Source organism: Clostridium sp. OM05-5BH (assembly GCF_003481505.1).
GTDB classification, from domain to species: Bacteria; Bacillota; Clostridia; order Lachnospirales; family Lachnospiraceae; genus Otoolea; species Otoolea fessa.
Genome location: NZ_QULJ01000001.1, coordinates 131,055 through 152,413 on the forward strand (window position 1 = coordinate 131,055; position 21,359 = coordinate 152,413).

Below are 21,359 nucleotides of genomic sequence, written 5' to 3' on the forward strand. Positions count from 1 at the left end.
GAGGCAGAAATGGCATCGGACAAAGATACAATCATAAAAGTAACCAATGCGGCGGTCCGTTTCAATATGGCTTCCGAGCGCATCGATAACTTAAAAGAATATTTTGTAAAACTAATCAAACGGGAGCTCATGTTTCAGGAATTCATGGCTCTGAAAGATATCAATTTTGAAGTAAAACGCGGGGAAGCATGGGGCCTCATCGGAACCAATGGTTCCGGAAAATCAACCCTGTTAAAACTGATCTGCGGCATCCTGAAGCCGTACCGGGGCACGGTAGAGGTAAAGGGAAGTATCGCACCCTTGATCGAGCTGGGCGCCGGATTCGACGGCGAACTGACGGCGACGGAAAACATCTATCTGAATGGCGCCGTTCTCGGTTACAGCAAAGAATTCATGGATGCACACTACGATGAGATCGTCGAATTTGCAGAACTCAAAGACTTCATGAATATGCCGATCAAGAACTACTCCTCCGGTATGGCAGCCCGTCTGGGATTTGCTATCGCCACGATCGTGCAGCCGGAGATCCTGATCGTCGATGAGGTGCTGGCCGTCGGAGATGCGGCATTCCAGGAAAAATGCCAGGAGCGCATGCATCATATGCTGGAAAATGGAACGACACTTCTCTTTGTCTCCCATACGATGGCAACCGTGCGTCAGCTCTGCGACCATGCAATCTGGCTGAACAAGGGAAATGTGGTTATGCAGGGCGAGGCAGAGAGCGTCTGCGATGCTTATATGGAAAGCCTGAATCTGCCGGAAAACGCATAAAAATCCCGCAAAATGCTGTAGATGAAAGGAATGTAATATACATGGAAAAACAAGCAGGACAGAACCCGGATATCCGGATCTACGTGGTCTGCCACAAACCGGCCTATGTGCCGGAAAACCCATATTTATACCCGATTCAGGTAGGAACGGCACTCTCCGGAAAAAAACTTCCGGGGATGCTGCATGACGATGAGGGAGACAATATTTCCGAACGGAATAAGACATACTGTGAGCTGACGGCACAGTATTGGGCATGGAAAAACGAAGAGGCGGATTACTATGGATTTTTCCATTACCGCCGCTATCTGGCATTTGATCCGTCTCTGAACAAAGACGATGGATGGGGGAATATTGCCTATGACCGCATCTCAGAAGAAGCGATCGAGGAAATGAAACTTCAGCCGGAGATTATGCGCGATCTGATCACAAAATATGACGTGATCAGCGTCCGCGGACGCCGGTATCCGCGCATTAAGACAGAAGGAAAAACGATGGATGTATACCATGAATATGGCATGGTTCCTTTCCAGCACCGGAAAGATCTCGACATTACCCTGCAGATTTTGAAAGAAAAATATCCGGCGTTTGCACAGACAGCAGATTCGTATATGCAGTCCGAAAACGCCCATGAGTGCAATATGTTCATCATGAAAAAAGAGATCTATAAAGACTACTGTGCATGGCTCTTTGACATCCTTTTTGAGACAGAAAAGCGGATCGACAGTACCTGGTACAGCGTGGAAGAATACCGGGTGATGGGATATCTGGCAGAACGCCTTTGCGGCATCTACTATGAGTGGCTGAAAACCCAGCCGGGAATCCGGGCGGGAGAATTGCCGAAAACCCTGTTCAAAGAGACAGCGCCGAAAGCGGTTCTGGAGCCGGTTTATCCGGCAGGCGTGCCGATCGTGCTGTCTGCCAACGATAAATTTTCACCGTATCTTGACATCATGATCCGCTCGGTGATTGTGAATGCCTCACCGGAGAGAGAGTATGACATCATTATTCTGTACAACGACATTTCTGAGAAAAATCAGCATCTGATTTCCATGGCAGCTAGGGACAAACAGAATATATCGATTCGTTTCATCCGAGTATGTGAATACTTCGATGCGGGCAAATTATTTGTCGATCAGCACTTGTCCGTAGAGACATATTACCGCCTGATCATCCCGGAAATCATGCCGAATTATCACAAGATTCTCTACCTGGACTGTGATATGGTAGCCGATCATGACGTAGCAGAACTGTATGATTTCGACCTGAACGGAGCTGTGATCGGGGCAGCAAAAGACATCGATGTGGCAGGACAGCTGAATCTGAACCAGAACAACTGGCAGACCTATGCGACCGAGATATTGGGTCTGGATAGCCCGTATGACTATTTCCAGGCAGGTGTCCTGATTCTTGATCTGGACGGACTCCGCAGGACGATGAGTTCAGAAGATATGATTCAGATGGCACTGACCCATTCCTATCGCTGTCACGATCAGGATATCCTGAACATCGTGTGCAAAAACAAAGTAACTTACCTGCCACAGCAGTGGAACACGCTGATGGACTGGCAGGAGATTGGACGCAGCCGTATGGATATTCTCAAGATGGCGCCGAGACAGCTCTATGAAGCATACACACAGGCGAGAAAACGCCCGTATCTGATCCATTTCGCTGGATACCAGAAACCTTGGGATGTGGTGGACTGTGATTTTGCGGAATATTTCTGGGAGTATGCGAAGCTGTCGCCGTATTATCCGATGATCCTGAGAAAAACGAAACGATGCCTGATGGATGAGAGAGAAGCGGAACTGTCAAGAATCGCAAGGATGGAGCAGAACGCGGGCATCCGGAAGATTGCCAATAAGGTGCTGCCGATTGGGAGTCGGAGGAGAGAGTGGGTTAAAAGAATTATAAAGTGATATGCTCATAGAATAATGATGATTAGGAGAGAGTATGAAAATGAAATTTGATTATACAAAACAGCCAGGATTAAATTTATGGGAACGACCATTGAAAATGGATCAAAAACCGTTAATCTCTATTATTACAGCTTTTTATAATGCCGGAGCTTATTTTGAACAGACATACAACTGTGTGATGAATCAGACATTTCCATGGTTTGAGTGGATTATTGTGGATGACGGTTCTACGGATGACAGTTCGTTGCGCTTATTAGAAAAGTTAGCGTCAAAAGATCCTAGAATAAAGATTTTGCATCAAAATAACATGGGACCAAGTGCGGCACGAAATAACGGTATCAATGCAGCAACGACAGAATATGTCTACATATTAGATGCAGATGATTTAGAAGAGCCAACGAGTTTGGAATATAATTATTGGGCATTGATGAAGAACCCTAAAAAAAGTTGGTCATTTACGGCATCTACGGGTTTTCAAGAAAAAGAATATTTATGGGATGTAAGATTTGATCCAGAAGGAATGAAAACACAGAATACATTAAGTGTTTCTGCATTGATTCGTAAACAGGATGCACTTAGTGTTGGGGGGTATACGATAAAAGAAGAAGCGTTTGATGAGGATTGGCATTTTTGGTTAAAATTGATGGCTAAAGGCTATTCATGCGTGCAGTTGCGTAATGAATATTTACATTGGTACAGAATTCTTAATAGTGGAAGAATGGCATCTATTCATACGGATAATCAAAAGAAGGAAAGAAATAAGAAGATTATTTCTGAACAAGCCGCATTCGTGATTAATCCGAAAGATCCGATCATCTATCCGATTACTACATATGAAGAATTTGCTAATATAAATGAATCTAAAGATGTAGAAAGTATTTATAAAGAACATAAGAAGATTCATGTATTATTTGTACTTCCGTGGCTAGTGATGGGAGGAGCCGATAAATTTAATTTAGATTTGATAACTAGATTAGATAAGAGCAAATTTGAGGTTAGTATTATAACGACATTGGAAAGAGATAATGATTGGTTGCAGAGATTCAGAGAAGTAACGCCTGAAATCTTTAATTTGCCAAATTTTTTATCTCCTAATGATTATCCGGAATTTATTGATTATTTTATTAAAAGTAGAGAAATAGATATATTATTTGCGAGTAATTCAACCGAGGGATATTATTTACTGCCATGGATTCGTAAAAACTTTCCGCATTTAGCAATTGTGGATTATGTTCATATGGAGGAATGGTATTGGAGAAATGGCGGACATGCCAGAAGTAGCGCGATTATGGGGGAAATTGTTGAAAAAACATATGTTTGCAATAGTGTAACGAGAGATGTTATGATTCAACAGTTTCACCGAAATCCAGAATCTGTAGAAACAGTACATATTGGAATTGATGAAGTGCAATTTGATGCAAGTAAGGTGCGTTCAGGCATATTATATGAGGAATTAGGTATTTCTGAAAAACGTCCGATTGTACTATTTATCTGTCGCCTTCATCCACAAAAACGTCCATTTTTAATGTTAAAAATAGCGAAACAGGTGCAAAAGAAAATTAAAAATGTTGCATTTGTAGTTATTGGTGATGGATCACAAAAAGAAGAATTAATATCAGCTACAAAAACAATGGAGTTAGATAATACGGTTTATTTTTTAGGCTCTAAAAATGAAGTACGACCGTATTATAAAGATACCAAAGTTACGCTTATATGCAGTATTAAAGAAGGATTAGCGTTAACAGCATATGAGTCCTGTGCAATGGGAGTCCCAGTAGTTAGTGCAGACGTAGGAGGCCAAAAAGATCTAATAGATAGTTCGGTAGGAAAATTAATTCCATTTATGCTGGATGAGGATAAGCATTTTGATTCAAGAGATTTTTCTGATAAAGAAATAAACGCATATACAGATGCGATTGTAGAGATTTTATCCGATGAAGAAAAATGGAAGGAATTATCTTTGAATTGCAGAAACCGAATTGAACAGAAATTTACGATAAAGGAAATGGTTCAATACTTCGAAAATGAATTTCAAAGGCTTATTCAAGATGAAACATTATTGAAGCAGAGAGAAGAAAAATCTGAATGCTTGAGAAAGTTAGGAATGTTGGCAGATGAAATATACACAGAAGTCTTAATGGAGCACGAAGAGAATCATGCAGAGAGTTCCCATTATTATAAAGAAGATTTAAATGATAATATAAAAAATATTATTAATCAAGACAGAGAAATTTTGGAACGCCATGAAAAGTCGATTAACCATCAATGGGAGATTCAAAAATGGCATGAGGAAAGAATCAAACGGCTTGAAAATGGGACAATCAAGGGAATTATAAAGAGAGTATTAAGAAAAGTGGGATTGCTGCAAAAGTAGTTCATTCGGCAAGATATATCACATTCAAGCTGTTAGTAGCTGCCCGTACAAAGAAGAGTTCTATGATACCCTTTTTGCGATAGGTAAGCTGAAAATACAGCTGGAATAGCAACTGTTAACGAACCTTGACAGCCTAATAATTTCTCAGAACCAGTCACAGGAATTTTATGCCATTTTTCTGACAAATTGAGGGAAGTTATAGCTACAGGGATTATTTTTTCGATTCGTGGTGCAATCTTTAGGTTAGAAGTTGCTCCATGAATAATTCAGGATTATTAATTATGTTGATACTTGAGGCAAATACTAGGATAGTGAAAGGAAAGCACAAAATGGAGGGATTAAAAAATAGAAATTTTAATTTCTATTATGAAGTGGGATTTTCTATTCTACTTTTTTTAGTAACTATAGTTTGGTTGTCGACATTCTTTTTTATTTTAGGAGTGCCTATTAAGGCATTTATTATTCCTATTTCCTTTATGGTATCCGTTTGGTTAGCTGTTTATATTGGAAGAATGGATGCGCGACAAGGGATTTTTTTGTTTAGTATCGTTATAAGTATTATCTTTATATGCGCAGCAAACTCTACGTATGTGTATGATTTTTCGTATGACGGAAATACATACCATAAGACGACAATTGGTTTGTTAAAAAATGGATGGAATCCTATATATCAAAGCTTTGAAGATGCAGCGTTAACATTGAGGATTATTCCGGATAATTATGTTTGGCCAATTTGGTATGATCATTATCCTAAGGCTAGTTGGATTATTGGTGCGGCATTTTACAAATTTTCTGGTAATATTGAAATGGGAAAATGCATGAATGTGCTAATTGTTCTTGCTGCCGGTTTTATGTTATTAGGGCGTTTAAATGAGTATCAGTTATTTAATAAATATATTCGCCCTATATTTTCAGTTTTAGTAGTAATAAATCCAATAACACTTCCACAAAGCCAGTCATATTACAATGATGGAATGATGCAGATGCTAATTTATATAACGATTCTATCATTAGTAAACCTTACTGTTCATAAAAGAAAAGAAAAATGTCGACAAGATTGGTTAGCAATATTTATGGCAATTCATCTGGGCTTAAATATAAAATATTCAGGCCTTATTTTTTTGGGAGTATATTGTGCGGGATTTTATTTTTATTGGCTGATCAGCGATTTAGTAAATAAAAATGGAGATGTTAAAAAAAATTTTATTGATTCATCATTATTTTATGTCCTTGCTGTTGGAAGTGCAATTTGCTTTACAGGAAGTACTTCATATATTCGTAATCTGATTTATCATAAGAATTTGCTATATACAATGGTGGGAAAAGATAAGATAGAAATCATTGCTTCAATGCTTCCAGATTCATATGCAAATAAGCCATATGTTTTACAGTTCATTTGTTCACTTTTCTCGCATGCAGCTAATATCAGTGCAGGTTCAGAATTGAAACCATCTTTAAAATTACCCTTTGCATTTAATGTGGCTGAAATAGAAACAGGAAGTTTGTTTGATTTACGAATAGGTGGATGGGGACTTTTATTCAGTGGTATTTTTCTGATTAGTTTATGTGTATTGATTTTGGAGTGTGTGCATGATTATAAGAAAAAACAAAGAAAAGATATTTGGAAAATTTTACTTTTTGTAATAGCCTTGACTTTTATACAAACTATTTTTGTACCAGGATTGGCATGGGCTAGATATTTTGCACATCTATTTATTGTTCCAACGTGTGCCACGGGGATATTATTATATAAAAAGAACAGGAAAGAATTCTTTTTGGGATGTATGGTGCTTATTTTATTAATATTAAACTTAGTGAATTTTTCTTATTATAATTTTGAGCGTATTAATATTTCTCAGAAATCTAGATTGGAATTGGATCATTTAAGTAAGCTGAGCGAAGTTAATCCAGTATTAATTCATTTGAATGGAGGAGAATGTATGCAAGGTTATTTGTTTAATTTGATGGATGCCAATATTAATTATATTGTCGATTCAAATATGGAGGATGGAACAACAATTTTTAACTGGCGTATCAATTATAAAGAAACCTTGTAAGAATATAAAAGATACTTAGAGTATGATTCTAAATATTTTTAAGTATGGGCTGAGAAGTTTTGGATTAGGTTCAAATAGTAAGTCTAATTAATTTATAAAAGAATATATTTATGCGGCCGATAAGTTATGATGCTTGTCGGCTGTAATTCGATTAAAGAAAAATATATTAAAAGGTCATGAAGAAATGTTCTTAGGTGTAGAAATGAGTAAAAAGGTCGGATAGAGGAAGGATATATGGAGAGGTTGAAAGAGGTAAGGTTAAATGAGACAATTTTTAGCAGAGCAGAGCAGAGCAGAGCAGAGCAGAGCAGAGCAGAGCAGAGCAGAGCAGAGCAGAGCAGAGCGTAATAATTATATAGATTTTTTGCGAGGAATCGCATCTATCGGAATCATTGCGATACATACAGCTTTTTGGGCAGGGCAAAGCTATACACCAGAATGGTTCTGGAATCTAACCTTGTTGTTAGATGTCCCGTTTTTCTTCTATTTATCTGGATGGGCATCAAGTTATAAAAAAAGTGATATAAAAAAAACTTGTAAAAGTATACTTGACATATGGTGTAAATGGATATTTTTTGTTTCAGTGGTATCGGTGTTTTGTTTTTTTTCGCATTTTTTTCCGTTTTCTTTTGAAGGAGTATCTGATATTAAGGATCTTTTTCAAAATTATATGTTTAATGTTAGCATACCAGGATTCTGCGTTGTAGCTGGTTCAATATGGTTTTTGCCATGTTACTTTGTTTTGATTTTTGTGAATGCAATAATTATGACGATACTAGAAGGCTTTGCTGGAACGACCGAGAATAAAAAAACATATATGTGGATACTGATAGGTGTATTTATTTGGATATCATATGGTCAATATTTTTTTGGTTTAGATGTTCAATATTTCCTCTTTTACAGTTTTTTTTGGATGCTGGGAATGAATAAAATGGGAAAAGCCAAGAACGTGCGTCAATTGCTGATGCTTTTGTCCTTACTAGCACTGGGTACGATGTTTTCATCGTATTTACAAGGGTTACCTTTATATGACTTACAATCGGCAAAATTTCCACCATCAATAAAATACGGGTTTGCTTCTTTGATTACAATCGTATTAGCTAAGTATTTTGAAGGACGATATAGCGTAAAGAAAAATTTTATCGAGCATATTGGAAAAAATGCAATTTATTATTATTTTGCACAAGGAATTGGTAGTTCAATTAATTATTATGTGGTAGGCATGGTTAATTTAAATAATTGGTTATTTAAATGGATATTAGCTTATGGCGTAAATTTTCTCGTTACAATACTTATTGCTGAAGCACTCTCATTCATGTATTCAAAATTAATAATAAAGCGCATATATAGTGGACTTTTTGTAAACAATTAATTGATGGTTTTATAAGGTGGATGCATCATATTGAAATATTTGTTATTGATTTATTTATAATGATGGAGTTTATAAAGTTGAAATTTCTCTAATTTGGGTCCTTACTCTCATAATTGAGGAATATGTATATAGAAAATTGTTTATTATTACGTTTTAGGGAGAGAATAAGTGTTGAAAAAATATATAAAACTACTTCGCGTAAAGCACTACATAAAAAATTTGTTGATTTTTATTCCTATGTTTTTTGGCGGTGTATTTTTTGATTTTAGCAAATTAACAGCTGGGATGGTTGGCTTTTGGTGTTTTTCTTTTATTTCTTCAGCAATTTACATATTAAATGATTTGAAGGATATAGAGAAAGATAGAAAGCATCCTATTAAGAAAAATAGACCATTGGCTAGTGGGCAAATAAAACCCAGAGTAGCGATAGTTATTATGAGTTTATGTATAGGTGTATCGTGCGTGCTATCATTTTATTTGGATAACTTTCGTTCGTTTGTTTTGCTTATATCATATTTGGGGTTAAACGTTGCATATAGCATGGGCTTAAAGAATAAGCCTATTATTGATATTGTAATATTAGCAGCAGGTTTTGTGATTCGGATTTTTTATGGGGGAATGATTACGGGTGTCTCTATATCAAAATGGCTTTATTTGGTAATTACATCGGGAAGTTTATATATGGGACTTGGAAAACGGCGCAATGAGATGAAAAAACAAACAGATACTAGAGATGTTTTAAAGTACTATAATGTTGATTTTTTAGATAAAAATATGTATGTATGCGTGGCATTAACAATTGTATTTTATGCGTTATGGACATATGAAATGCCAAATGCGCAAATTAGTTGGACTATTCCAATATTTATAATTTTGTTAATGAGTTATAGCCTAGATGTGGAAGGAAATTCGGATGGAGATCCTGTAGAGGTGATTTTACATGATAAAATTTTGATAGGGATTTTGATCCTATATGCATTATTTATTTTTGGATTATTATATGTGGTGTGAAAATTATGAATGTATATGATTTTGATAGAACGATTTATGATGGAGATAGTACAATAGATTTTTATTTATATTCTATAAAAAAACATCCGGTAATTTTAAGGTGTTTGCCACGACAACTTATTTCTATAATAAAATATAAACTTAAACTTATTAATAAGACAGAGATGAAAGAAGGTTTTTATGTTTTTTTTAGAATGATACCAGATATTGATTACGACATTGATATGTTTTGGAATAAAAATGAAAATAAAATTTGTAGATGGTATATGGAAAAAAAGATGGTTGATGATGTAATTATATCGGCATCTCCGGAAATATTATTAACAGAGATTTGTAAACGACTAGGAATAAAATATTTGATTGCGTCTAAAGTTGAAAAAATAACAGGGAAGTACTATGGGGAGAATTGTTATGGAAAGGAAAAAGTAGTACGTTTTCAAAAGCGGTTCCCTAATGAAAATATCGATGAGTTCTATTCGGATTCATATTCAGATGAACCGTTGGCAAGAATTGCAAAAAAAAGTTATCTTGTCTCTAAAACATCTAAGAAAATTTGGTATATAAATTGATGTATAAATAGCTTCCTGTATAATTCAAAGTGTAGAAAGTAAATGATTTTACAAAAATAGATACCTAAGTTAAACTTTTATTGCTGACCGGCCAATTAGCTACGTAACTCTTTTTACTGTGGAATAGCTAATATTGGCTGTTTTTTATTGACACTATGTTCAATTATGCATATACCATTTACACTTTCATTTATAGTTACAATAGGAGTTATTTTATCCTTATCATATGTACATATGAAAGTGATGGATAGGATTATAAAATAAAGCAACAGATAGATAATGTTATATATGTGATGGAGGAGAAAGACATGGATGCGACTCTTATTATTATGGCTGCTGGTATCGGCTCACGGTTTGGAACAGGCATTAAGCAGCTTGCAAAGATGGCTCCAAATGGAGAGATTATCATGGATTTTTCAATCTATGATGCGAAAGAAGCTGGATTTACAAAGATTGTTTTCGTGATCCGGAAAGCGATTGAGCAGGAGTTTAAAGAGATAATCGGAGATCGCTTATCCAGGTTTATGCCGGTGGAATATGTGTATCAGGAGTTGGATGATCTGCCGGAAGGCTATGAGGTTCCGGCAGGAAGAGTGAAACCATGGGGAACCGGTCAGGCGATTTTAGCTTGTAAAGATGTGGTAAAGGAACCATTTGTGATTATCAATGCGGATGATTATTACGGAAAAGAGGCATTTATGAAGCTTCATGAGTTCTTGATTTCCGAGAATGAGAATAAAGAGAAGATGAACCTTGCCATGGCTGGATTTTCTTTGAAGAACACGCTGAGTGAGAACGGAGCTGTAACCAGAGGTGTCTGTGTGGCAGATGCAAATGGATATCTGGAGAAAGTGATTGAGACAACGGGAATTCAGATAGTGGATGGAAAAATACAGTGCGATAATGCGGAAGTCAGCAAATGGATTACATCAGATACAATGGTATCTATGAATATGTGGGCGGGATATCCGGATTTTTTGCGGTATATAGATGAAGGATTTGCCAGATTCCTTGATACATTAGGGGAAAATTCAGAGAAGAAAGAATATCTTCTCCCGAATATTGTGGCGGAATTGCTGGAAAAGAATTTGGCGGCTGTAAAAGTCCTGAATACATCGGATAGATGGATTGGTATTACATATAAGGAAGATATAGAACCGGCACAGGAGAAGTTTCGATTTATGATGAAATCTGGCATATATCCGATGCAGTTATGGGAGTAGTAATGTATAAAAAATTAAGAAGGTTTAGATTATGAATTTTTTTGAGAAGTTGAAATTATTAAAAAAGAATAATGCTACTGAAATGAATTACAAGATGTTATTTCAAAACATTATAAAGGGTATATATCTGTCCGTATTTTTGATAATAATTTTAATTTGTGTTTTTTTCCCTAAGATTGAATATGCAAATAAATCTCTTTGTGCGAATTTTTTGTCGCCATGGGTGCTAATGTTTTTGGGAACGATTTTTTTTGCTGTAGTATATACTGTGGCAAATTGTTTTAACTTTAAAAACAGTAAAAAAACTATGATAGTCGTTTCGATACTGTTTTTCTTTTTGAACCTTTTTTGTGTGTATAATTATTATTTTTATACAGGGTGGGATTCTTCCGAATTAATAAATTTTTCTAATTCATATATACACCATCAAAATGCAAATGATTATCAATGGTATTTTTCAAGATACCCTAATAACCTGTTTTTGGCAGAAATTTTCTCTATAATCCGATTTGTGGCACATAATATAGGATTCCATGATTATGAATATTTTGCTATTTTGACAGTTCAATGTTTTTTAAATGCCGTAACAGGCTATTTATTATTTCATATAATTAAGTATTTATTTGATGATACAAAAATTTCGCTGTTTGGGTATGTTGTTTATGTTCTTTTGGCTGGAATATCTCCATGGATTTCTATACCGTATTCGGATTCTATGGCATTGATATTTCCTACGTTGATTTTATATCTTTATATTCATAATAAAAAGAAGAATTCTATGTTAGTGTGGTTCTTCATAGGTCTTTGTTCAACGGTGGGATATAAAATAAAACCTCAAACATTTATCGTTTTTATTGCAGTTATTTTAGTTGAAACATTTTGCGTTGCAGGAAAGAGAGAATTGAAAAAAAGTTTCTTGAATGATTTGATTGCTATTTTTGGCGCTTTCATGGGGCTGTGTATAATTAAAGTTGGAATTTCGGCGATGAATTTTCCGGTTGATAAAAACATGTCTTTTGGAATTGCACATTATTTTATGATGGGTATGAATCCTGCTGATATGGGAAATTTTTCTGATAAGGATGTTGAATTTTCTGCATCATTTTCAACTTGTGCAGAAAGAAACGCAGCAGATTTGTATGTGGCAATTAATCGTATTAAAAATATGCATGTACTAGGCTTGGTGCAGCAATTTGCGCGAAAAATATTATCCAATTATTATAATGGTACATTTAGCTGGGCTGCAGAAGGTGGATTCTTTTTGGAAGTATTTCCTCCGAAAGCGACACCAATATGTGAGTTTTTGCGTGGTTTGTATTATACGGGACAATATGGAGACATCGGAAAATACTATATTTTATGGTCAAATTTTGAACAGATGATATGGTTGACAATTATATTTTTAAATGTGTTTGCATGGCATGCAACTAAAAACAATCGTGTATGTGTGATTATGTTAAGCATCTTAGGGCTGACACTGTTTGAATTAATTTTCGAAGCACGTGCAAGATATTTATTCACATATATTCCACTATATATTATATTGTCTCTCTATGGATTCCAATATATAAGATCAAGATTAAATACTTTTAGAGAACGATATAAAAGATCGGAAAGGTAAAATTTAAAATGAATACCATATTATACATTATTATTCCTTGTTACAATGAGGAAACAGTTCTTCCAATTACATCAAAGATGTTTTTGGATAAGCTGACTTCTTTGATTCAGTCTAATACGATTTCTAACAGCAGCCGTATCCTTTTTGTGAATGATGGAAGTAAGGATAAGACATGGGAAATCATTTGCAATCTGGCAAAACAAGATGAACATTTTATAGGAATCTCTCAGAGCCGTAACCGAGGCCATCAAAATGCGGTTCTTGCGGGTTTGATGGAAGCGAAAGATAAATGTGATATTACAATTTCCATTGATTGTGATGGTCAGGATGATATTAATGCTATGGACGAGATGGTGGAGCAGTATAAGCAGGGATGTGAAATTGTCTATGGCGTCAGAAGTAAACGTGATACAGATACATTTTTTAAACGTTTTACAGCAGAAGGATTTTATAAACTTTTAAACTGGATGGGTGCGGAGGTTGTCTATAATCATGCGGATTATCGCCTTGTCTCAAGTCGGGTGTTAAAGGAGTTTGCTAATTTCAAGGAGGTAAATCTTTTTTTGCGTGGGATGTTTCCGCTGGTTGGCTTTAAGAGCACAAGTGTTTATTATGAGCGTCATGAAAGAATTGCAGGAGAAAGCCATTATCCATTAACGAAAATGTTGAGCCTTGCGTTTGATGGTATTACGAGCTTGAGCATAAAACCTATTCGAATTATTACAGCGCTTGGTACGGTGATTGCAGGACTCAGTTTTCTTGGAGTTATTTGGTCGATCGTGATGCGTTTCATGGGAAATGTAGTTGCCGGATGGTCGAGCATGACATGTATTATTTGCTTGATTGGCGGAGTGCAGCTGGTTTGTCTAGGGATTTTAGGTGAATATATCGGAAAGATTTATATGGAAGTCAAGCATCGGCCGAGATATATTATTAGTGAACGGACAGAAGTAAAAGATACTTCTAATTCACATAAGAAGGTTCACTATTAAGTCTGGGGGGTGCCTGAATGGAGAGACAGGAAATGGAAGGAAAGCAGCGCAGGAAGGCTCTTCTGGTTACCCATGTCAGCGGCTTTGTCCCGCAGTTTGAGATGAACAATGTCCATATTTTACAGAAAATGGGATACGAGGTTCATTATGCCTCAAATTTTCATACGCCGTCCTATGGAACGGATAATCACCGTCTGGATGGAACCGGGATTATCTGTCACCAGATTGATTTTGTACGGAGTCCGTTTGATAAGCGGAATTTTCAGGTGTACCGTCAGATGGTTGAGCTGATGCGCCGGGAAAATTTTTCGCTGGTGCACTGCCACACACCGATGGGAGGTGTGATGGCGCGCCTGGCGGCCCATGCGACGGGGACTGGCCCGGTGATTTATACGGCGCATGGATTCCATTTTTTTAAAGGGGCGTCGTGGAAGAACTGGCTGTTTTATTATCCGATGGAAAAGTTTTTATCGAGGTATACGGATCAGCAGATCTGTATTAACCGAGAGGATTATGAACTTGCGAAACGGAAATTCCATGCGAGGTATGTGGATTATGTGCCGGGTGTGGGGATAGAGGAAGATAATTTTTTTAAAATGGGGGAAAAGGAACGTCAAAAGAAGAGAGAGAGTCTGGGCGTGCCGCCGGGACGGGTAGTGCTTTTGACGTCCGGGGAGATGATTCCGAGGAAAAATCAGGAAGTGCTGTTTCGGATGCTGGCGAAGCTGAAGGATTCGGAAAAGGAGTCAGTTTTATCGTTGGAACGAAATGAAACGGCAGATGAGCAGGAGGATGCTGGAACAGGCAGGCGAGTTGAGAGATGCAGCTATGAACGGCTGCATCTTTTATTATGCGGACATGGCGAATTGAAGGAGTATTTGCAGGATCTGGCAGCGCAGCTTGGGATAGCGGATCATATATCATTTTTGGGTTATAGGGAAGATATGGCGGAGATTTTTGGTGCTTCGGATATCTTCCTTTTTCCGTCTTTCCAGGAAGGACTGCCGCGTGCGATGCTGGAGGCGATGGCGAGCGGACTGCCGGTGGTTTGTTCGGAGATCCGGGGCAATACGGACCTGATGGGAGAGGAGTGGACTTTATCTGAGGATGGAAGCCAGAAAATCTGTCCGGGCGGAATGATGATTGAGAAGATGCAGGATGAAGAAGTCTGGGCGCGGGCACTTTTGTATATGCTGGAACATATGGATGAATGGGACCGGATGGGCGAGGTGTGCAGAAAGCGAAGCCGTCTGTTTGGCCTGGATGCAGTGGGGGAAAAGATGGAGAAGATTTACAAGAGACTGCTGGGAAGAGAGTCGGAGAGAGGATAAAGGAGTCATGAAGGAGAAGATGGTATTTGCGCCAGCCAGCGTATTGTTTTTATTGTTTGTTTTTTTGAAACAGTTTTATCTATTTCCTTCGGGAGGAATGGGAGCGGCGGATGTTTGTCTGCTGCTCTCTTTTTTTATTTTACTGGCTGGATGCTTGAAAAAGAAGGAACGAATCGGACGGGTTCGGGAAGATGGTTTTTTCTATGTGTTTTTGCTGTTTGTGATAGGGATTAATGCATATTATGGTATACGGCTGGGGCGGAATGAGTTTTTCCGGTATACGTTTTTCTGGATTTATAATGCCTGTGCGATATGGACGTTTCGGAAGCTGGTGGATCAGGAGAATGAAACGTTTTTATTGTGGATGAACCGGGTGGTGAAGGTAAATATCGTTTTGCAGCTTCTGGTATATGCATCGGGCCATGGACGGATTTTTCATGAATACTGGGGCGCGGTGCGGTACCAGGGAACGTTTAATGATCCGAATCAGCTGGCGTTTTTCTTATTTATGATGGTGCTGCTTTTGTACCTGTACCGGTGTCGGTTCGGCGATCGGAGCTTTCTTATTTTTTACTTGCTGGCTTTACCGGTGCTGGCGGCATCGAAATCGACGGGAATTCTGCTGGGCTTTCTGGTTTTTACCTTGCTGGCAGGAGCGCATGCACTCTATCTGGAGGGATGCAGGAGAAAGGTTCCGTCGAAGGTGTGGATCGTGGGAATCTGTGGTGGATTTCTTTTGTTGGGCGTGTTTTTGTGGTGGATATGGCCAGCGGCGGATTTCGATGTGAAGACCGTGGATTACAATATGCTGACCCGGATTCAGGAGAAGATCTGGAAAGTTGCACATGGCGGACTTTTGGGACTGTTTCTGGATCGCGGCATGGAGAAGCTGGTGCTTTACCCACAATACCTGTTATACGGCGCAGGCGAGGGCGGATTTGACCGTTTCACGCTGACCAGCCAGATCAATGAGATTCATTGCTGCCTGTTCAGTGTATTATTCTGCTATGGAATAATCCCGACGGTTTTCCTACTTATCTGGCTGGTCCGGAATCTGCGGTATATGAATGCGGCGATGATGTGTGCGGTGGCAGGGATTTTGGCGGAGAGTTTCTTTTTGGTGAATTACCGGCAGCCGATGTTTTGGATGATTTTGGTGTATGGGAGTGTGATAAGGGAGAAGGAGAGTGAAGGTAGGCTTTTTTCTTAACAAATGTGGTTAGGAAAAAAATTTACATTTGGAAATATTTAAAATTTGCTGCTCCTAGTTGATTTTTTTTGAGGATTGAAATTAGCAATAAACTTAAAATAACTCGAAAACTTGACTTTTAACATTGGCTAAGTTAAAATGAAAAAAATTGAGTTAAAAAGGGGAATGGGAAATATGCTTACAAGCGTATTCGGGATTTCTACAAAATATGAAGCATGGAATCATCAGGATTCTTTGCCTGTTTATATTGCAGGGAGTTATAATTTTCACACAGCATATATTGGAAACAGACGCTGTATAATGCTTACTCCGACAGAAGAACTTGCCACACTTCCGGCATTGAAAAAACAGATTACAAAAATACAGCAGATTGATAATGTACCAGTCGTATTTGAACTTGCGTCGGTATCTAATTATCGAAGAAAAAGCCTTATAGAAAATAATATACCGTTTATTACTGATAAGCAGGTCTTTCTTCCTTTCATTGGGACAATGCTTTCTGATGAGAAAGAACCCCAAAAGCTGACAGATAAGTTTGTTTGCTCAACACAGCAGTTGTTTTTGTTTTATCTGTATAGTAAGAAAAAACGATTGTATATTTCAGAAGCCGGAAAAGTACTTCCATTTACAGCAATGACCTTGACCAGAGCAGTAAAGCAGTTGGAAGCGACGGATTTGTTTCTTGTAGCAAAAGACGGTGTCAACAAGTTTATTGAGTCAAAATATAACAGAGATGAATTATTTGAAAAAGCAAAAGTATATTTGACAACACCTGTCCGCAAAGCAGGATATATAGATAAGACGCAAGTTACAGAAAATATGGTTTTTGCAGGGGGAACGGCACTTTCTGAAAAAACAATGCTAAATCCAAGCCGAGTTGCTACCTATGCAATCAGTGAGAAGGATTATGATAAAACTTTACTGACCGATGAATTGATAGACCCAGATAAGCAGGTAAGACTTGAATTATGGGCATACAACCCGAAACAATTTTCAGAGGATAACAGTGCTGACGATATTTCCATTGTTTTATCTTTTGGAGATACAAACGATGAGAGAATTGAAGAAGCAGTAGATGAATTGCAAGAAAGAAGGTTGAAGGAGTAATGGTCAGCGGATTTACAAAATTTAAGGAAAGATTTCAGGGTTTTGAAAATCAATATGTTATCATCGGCGGGACAGCTTGTGATTTGATTATGGAAAATGAAGAATTACCGTTTCGTGCTACAAAAGATGTAGATATTGTATTGATTGTCGAATCCATAACAGCAGAGTTCGGCAGGCAGTTCTGGGAGTATGTCAAGGAAGCAGGATATGAGCATTTGAATAAAAGTACCGGAAATGCACAGTTTTATCGTTTCACATCTCCGAAAAGCAAAGAATATCCATATATGATAGAAATATTTTCCAGAAATCCGGATTTTCTTATATTGGAAGATGATGCAGTTCTCACACCGCTTCCGATAGACGATGAAATCTCCAGCTTGTCGGCAATCCTTTTAAATGAAGCGTATTATGAATTGCTAAAAACCGGACAATTGATGGTTGATGGCATTCCGGTATTAAGTCCGACTTGTCTGATACCATTTAAGGCGAAAGCGTGGCTGGATTTAAAGGAACGCAAGCTGAATGGGGAGCAGGTTGACAGCAAAAATATAAAGAAACATAAAAACGATGTGTTCCGATTAGCACAGTTAATCACAGCCAATACAAGGCAAGTTCTCAGTCCGGAAATAGCAGAGGATATGAAAAAGTTCTTATCTGAAATAGCTGATGAAACAGTGGATTTAAAGTCCTTGGGTATAAGAGGAACAGATAAGAAGAAAATGACAGATATGTTGTACCAGTGTTATGGGTTGAAGGATAATACATAGTAAAAGTGTTCTTGAAGATTTTGGACTCGCCCTGAGAGGGGAGGGTGCGGACATTTTCTTGGACAGGTTAAACAGCCAATCCAAGTCTACGTCTGTACTCCATAGGACTCATGTATCCTAATGGAGTATTAATAAGGTATTGTGTCCAAATTGAGAGTTTGTTTTGGGGAATGCTTGAAGCTGACGGGATATTCTTGTTTAAATTGTCGTTGTATGTTATAAATAAACCACAAGCATAACAACACGTGACAAGGAGAAAACCAACATGTACGATTATTTAATAGTAGGCGCCGGTCTCTACGGTGCCGTATTCGCCCATGAGGCGAAGAAAGCGGGCAAGAAGGTTCTGGTAATTGACCGCCGCCCGAATATTGCAGGAAATGTGTATACAGAGCCGATGGAGGGCATCCAGGTTCACAAGTATGGCGCGCATATTTTCCATACGAATAATAAAGAGGTCTGGAGTTATGTGAACCAGTTCGCGGAGTTTAACCGTTTTACAAACTCCCCGGTGGCGAATTACCACGGCGAGCTGTATTCCCTGCCGTTCAATATGTATACGTTCAACAAGATGTGGGGGGTCGTGACTCCGCAGGAGGCAGCGGCGAAGATCGAGGAACAGCGCAAGGCAGCAGGCATCACGGAGCCGAAGAATTTGGAGGAGCAGGCGATCAGCCTGGTTGGCACGGATATTTATGAGAAGCTGATCAAGGGCTATACACAGAAGCAGTGGGGAAGAGAGTGCAAGGATCTTCCATCCTTCATCATCAAGCGTCTTCCGGTTCGTCTGATCTTTGACAACAACTATTTCAACGCCCTGTATCAGGGAATCCCGGTGGGCGGCTATACGAAGATGGTTGCCAATATGCTGGACGGCATCGAGGTTCGCCTGGAAGAGGATTATTTTGAGAATAAGGCTGATTGGGATGCGATGGCAAAGAAAGTAGTTTACACCGGCGCGATCGATGCGTATTTTGAGTATTCGTTGGGCGTTCTGGAGTATCGTTCTGTGCGCTTTGATACTGAAGTGCTAGATATCCCGAATTTCCAGGGCAATGCGGCAGTGAACTATACAGATGCGGAGACTCCGTGGACGCGTATTATCGAGCATAAATGGTTTGAGTTTGGTAAGGATGCCGATGGCAATGATCTGCCGAAGACGGTCATCAGCCGTGAGTACAGTTCGGAGTGGAAGTTAGGCGATGAGCCGTACTATCCGGTCAATGATGCGAAGAATGGTGCTCTGTATGAGAAGTACAAAGAGCTGGCCAAGAAGGAAGAGAAGGTAATCTTTGGCGGCCGTCTGGGCGAGTATAAGTATTATGATATGGATGCGGTGATTGCTTCGGCGTTGGAGCTGGTGAAGAAGAAGCTGTAGGAGAATTTTTGATTTTTATCCGGATCGGCGGATGGTTTCGGAATCATGAAATGGATGGGAAGCTATCTGCTGATTCAGATAAAATGGTGAAATGAAAATTGCAAATTTTTAAATTGCTAAAAAATTGTAATTTCGCTTGAATCTTACGGATTATAATGTTATATTATATATAAAGGATGCCACCGATAGACGGTTTGGTTCCCTAGTGATTAAGACAAGAAAATAGCCGCAATCGTGTCAGGATGGGCGGCTATTTTTTGCGCTTTTTTCTACATCTTTGCCAAGTGAATATCCGGCTTTGAAGCAAGTTGCGCCGAAACTCAAAATCGCTAGTACAATTCCAATGATTTCCATATGGCATCCCTCCTCTCAGGTAGATTCCCTTGCAGGTATCTATGTAATCAGAGGGTACGCAGCCCTCTGAAAGAGGACCAAGCCGCCTACCGTGTTATGGTGGCATCCATAGATTGATTGTATCACATTTCTTTTAAATTCGAAAGTTTTTTGCACTGTTTAAATAAAAAAATGCACATATTATTTTTGCGTTGGCATCAATTTCTCCAAATCCTCCATCATTCTCCCCAAATCCCGTTCCACCACCTCATACACCAGTACATCCGGCTTATTTTCGTTCAAAAATTCCGGCTCGAATGCCTGCCAGTGATAGAAATCGGTATGCGCGAAGTATTTCGGCAGTCCTGCTAACAGGGCGGTTCCGAAGGAGTCACGGTAGATCGTGATGCGTCGCGGGTCGGGCGCCTGGTCTGCTGAGATGTGGGCGATGTTGCCATTGTCGGAGGCGCTGTCGTAGTGGATGGTTACGTTGTTTCGATACCCGGATACATCTGCTTTGGTATCGTCGCACATGGATTCTGGCATGTGGAACAGGTTCGCCAGATCGCCCGGATCGCGTGGCTCATAGGTGACAGTGACGTCCTCGATCGGCGTGGAGGTGCCGCCAGCGGCATCGATGATCTGCCCGGAGACGAGAAATCCGGCAGCATCGTTCCAATGGGTGTCGGTTTTGAAATACCACTGATAGTCCCGGCGGTTTTTGAGCTCCGGGTATGGATTGACAACTGGGACATTTGTGTGTATTTCCAGATAATCGAGCAGTTCACTGCGGCGGGTAGGTCCGTCCGGTGCGGTGAAGCCATCCGGGAGGAATTCGCTGTATACACCTTCTTTGTTGGGCGCACACAGGAAGATAAATTCAGTTCCCTGTTTTTCCCAGGCATCGTGAACGGTCTGGAGTTTTTCGGCCAGCATACGAAGTTCCCCGGCGGAAAAACGGTTGGTGCCGAGGAAGTCCTCGACAGAGCTTCCGAGCGTGTAAAAGTACCAGCCATCTTTTCCGGTGATGACGTCCTGCGAGTCTCCGAACTGGAATAAGGAGAGGTTTAAGCGGGCGTTCAGGCTTAAGAAGCGGTTGCGGAACGCCGCGTGGTCGTTGATCCAGTCCTCAACACCGGATGGAAAGGTATCGATGGTTTCCAGCGACAGAGTTGGAAATGCCGCCAGACTGCGGTTTTCGCCGGTGCCCTCATCGGCTGTGGTTTTCAGGATAGGAAACAGCAGGTTGGGGGAGAGGATGCAGGCGAAGAAGACTGCGATCATGATATGAGTGCGTTTCATAGGATAAAGTCCTCAATTCATAAAT

Annotated in this window: 16 protein-coding genes; 15 read left to right on the plus strand and 1 reads right to left on the minus strand. The window is 39.1% G+C overall.

Annotated features, from left to right (window positions below; genetic code table 11):
• Positions 1-9 precede the first annotated feature (9 nt).
• The 15 genes from DXB70_RS00620 (at position 10) to glf (ending at position 19,699) form a co-directional block, all read left to right on the plus strand.
• Positions 10-771 carry an ABC transporter ATP-binding protein gene (locus DXB70_RS00620; RefSeq protein ID WP_118471628.1) on the plus strand — a complete coding sequence of 254 codons (762 nt, stop codon included), beginning with the start codon at positions 10-12 and terminating at the stop codon, positions 769-771.
• 41 nt (positions 772-812) lie between these two features.
• Positions 813-2,687 (plus strand): DUF4422 domain-containing protein, encoded by a 1,875-nt coding sequence (locus DXB70_RS00625; protein WP_118672489.1) that lies wholly within the window; start codon positions 813-815, stop codon positions 2,685-2,687.
• Positions 2,688-2,784: 97 nt separating this feature from the next.
• Positions 2,785-5,061 carry a glycosyltransferase gene (locus tag DXB70_RS00630; RefSeq protein WP_279221329.1) on the plus strand — a complete coding sequence of 759 codons (2,277 nt, stop codon included), beginning with the start codon at positions 2,785-2,787 and terminating at the stop codon, positions 5,059-5,061.
• 329 nt (positions 5,062-5,390) lie between these two features.
• The gene (locus tag DXB70_RS00635; RefSeq protein WP_147354030.1) at positions 5,391-7,118 is read left to right on the plus strand and encodes a hypothetical protein; all 1,728 of its coding nucleotides are present in this window, start codon (positions 5,391-5,393) and stop codon (positions 7,116-7,118) included.
• A 262-nt stretch (positions 7,119-7,380) separates the two neighbouring features.
• Positions 7,381-8,490, plus strand: a complete 1,110-nt coding sequence (locus DXB70_RS00640; protein WP_118672492.1) for an acyltransferase family protein — start codon at positions 7,381-7,383, stop codon at positions 8,488-8,490.
• 171 nt (positions 8,491-8,661) lie between these two features.
• Positions 8,662-9,501, plus strand: coding sequence for a decaprenyl-phosphate phosphoribosyltransferase (locus tag DXB70_RS00645; protein ID WP_118672600.1), 840 nt, complete (start codon positions 8,662-8,664; stop codon positions 9,499-9,501).
• Between the two features lie 5 nt (positions 9,502-9,506).
• Positions 9,507-10,070, plus strand: a complete 564-nt coding sequence (locus DXB70_RS00650) for an HAD-IB family phosphatase (protein ID WP_118672493.1) — start codon at positions 9,507-9,509, stop codon at positions 10,068-10,070.
• A 308-nt stretch (positions 10,071-10,378) separates the two neighbouring features.
• Positions 10,379-11,293, plus strand: a complete 915-nt coding sequence (locus DXB70_RS00655) for a sugar phosphate nucleotidyltransferase (protein WP_118672494.1) — start codon at positions 10,379-10,381, stop codon at positions 11,291-11,293.
• Positions 11,294-11,324: 31 nt separating this feature from the next.
• Complete coding sequence (locus DXB70_RS00660) at positions 11,325-12,914, plus strand: hypothetical protein (protein WP_107000863.1); 1,590 nt, start codon at positions 11,325-11,327, stop codon at positions 12,912-12,914.
• A gap of 8 nt (positions 12,915-12,922) precedes the next feature.
• Positions 12,923-13,906, plus strand: coding sequence for a glycosyltransferase family 2 protein (locus DXB70_RS00665; protein ID WP_107000862.1), 984 nt, complete (start codon positions 12,923-12,925; stop codon positions 13,904-13,906).
• A 17-nt stretch (positions 13,907-13,923) separates the two neighbouring features.
• A complete protein-coding gene (locus DXB70_RS00670) occupies positions 13,924-15,237 on the plus strand; it encodes a glycosyltransferase family 4 protein (protein ID WP_118293319.1) in 1,314 nt (437 codons plus the stop codon).
• Between the two features lie 7 nt (positions 15,238-15,244).
• Positions 15,245-16,447 (plus strand): hypothetical protein, encoded by a 1,203-nt coding sequence (locus DXB70_RS00675; RefSeq protein WP_107000860.1) that lies wholly within the window; start codon positions 15,245-15,247, stop codon positions 16,445-16,447.
• A gap of 138 nt (positions 16,448-16,585) precedes the next feature.
• Positions 16,586-17,554, plus strand: a complete 969-nt coding sequence (locus tag DXB70_RS00680; RefSeq protein WP_233430220.1) for a MarR family transcriptional regulator — start codon at positions 16,586-16,588, stop codon at positions 17,552-17,554.
• Positions 17,554-18,321 (plus strand): hypothetical protein, encoded by a 768-nt coding sequence (locus DXB70_RS00685; RefSeq protein WP_107000858.1) that lies wholly within the window; start codon positions 17,554-17,556, stop codon positions 18,319-18,321. Before DXB70_RS00680 ends, DXB70_RS00685 begins: the two co-directional genes overlap by 1 nt.
• 265 nt (positions 18,322-18,586) lie before the next feature.
• Entirely contained in the window at positions 18,587-19,699 is a 1,113-nt protein-coding gene (gene glf / locus DXB70_RS00690; protein ID WP_118672495.1) for a UDP-galactopyranose mutase, read from the plus strand.
• A 534-nt stretch (positions 19,700-20,233) separates the two neighbouring features.
• Here the strand turns inward: glf and DXB70_RS00695 are convergent.
• A complete protein-coding gene (locus DXB70_RS00695) occupies positions 20,234-21,334 on the minus strand; it encodes an alginate O-acetyltransferase (RefSeq protein WP_118672496.1) in 1,101 nt (366 codons plus the stop codon).
• Positions 21,335-21,359: the final 25 nt, after the last annotated feature.

Coding starts and splice junctions, on each gene's coding strand:
- DXB70_RS00620 (WP_118471628.1), top strand. CDS start 10: ATGGCATCGGACAAAGATACAATCATAAAAGTAACCAATGCGGCGGTC.
- DXB70_RS00625 (WP_118672489.1), top strand. CDS start 813: ATGGAAAAACAAGCAGGACAGAACCCGGATATCCGGATCTACGTGGTC.
- DXB70_RS00630 (WP_279221329.1), top strand. CDS start 2,785: ATGGATCAAAAACCGTTAATCTCTATTATTACAGCTTTTTATAATGCC.
- DXB70_RS00635 (WP_147354030.1), top strand. CDS start 5,391: ATGGAGGGATTAAAAAATAGAAATTTTAATTTCTATTATGAAGTGGGA.
- DXB70_RS00640 (WP_118672492.1), top strand. CDS start 7,381: ATGAGACAATTTTTAGCAGAGCAGAGCAGAGCAGAGCAGAGCAGAGCA.
- DXB70_RS00650 (WP_118672493.1), top strand. CDS start 9,507: ATGAATGTATATGATTTTGATAGAACGATTTATGATGGAGATAGTACA.
- DXB70_RS00655 (WP_118672494.1), top strand. CDS start 10,379: ATGGATGCGACTCTTATTATTATGGCTGCTGGTATCGGCTCACGGTTT.
- DXB70_RS00660 (WP_107000863.1), top strand. CDS start 11,325: ATGAATTTTTTTGAGAAGTTGAAATTATTAAAAAAGAATAATGCTACT.
- DXB70_RS00665 (WP_107000862.1), top strand. CDS start 12,923: ATGAATACCATATTATACATTATTATTCCTTGTTACAATGAGGAAACA.
- DXB70_RS00670 (WP_118293319.1), top strand. CDS start 13,924: ATGGAGAGACAGGAAATGGAAGGAAAGCAGCGCAGGAAGGCTCTTCTG.
- DXB70_RS00675 (WP_107000860.1), top strand. CDS start 15,245: ATGAAGGAGAAGATGGTATTTGCGCCAGCCAGCGTATTGTTTTTATTG.
- DXB70_RS00680 (WP_233430220.1), top strand. CDS start 16,586: ATGAAAAAAATTGAGTTAAAAAGGGGAATGGGAAATATGCTTACAAGC.
- DXB70_RS00685 (WP_107000858.1), top strand. CDS start 17,554: ATGGTCAGCGGATTTACAAAATTTAAGGAAAGATTTCAGGGTTTTGAA.
- glf (WP_118672495.1), top strand. CDS start 18,587: ATGTACGATTATTTAATAGTAGGCGCCGGTCTCTACGGTGCCGTATTC.
- DXB70_RS00695 (WP_118672496.1), bottom strand. CDS start 21,334: ATGAAACGCACTCATATCATGATCGCAGTCTTCTTCGCCTGCATCCTC.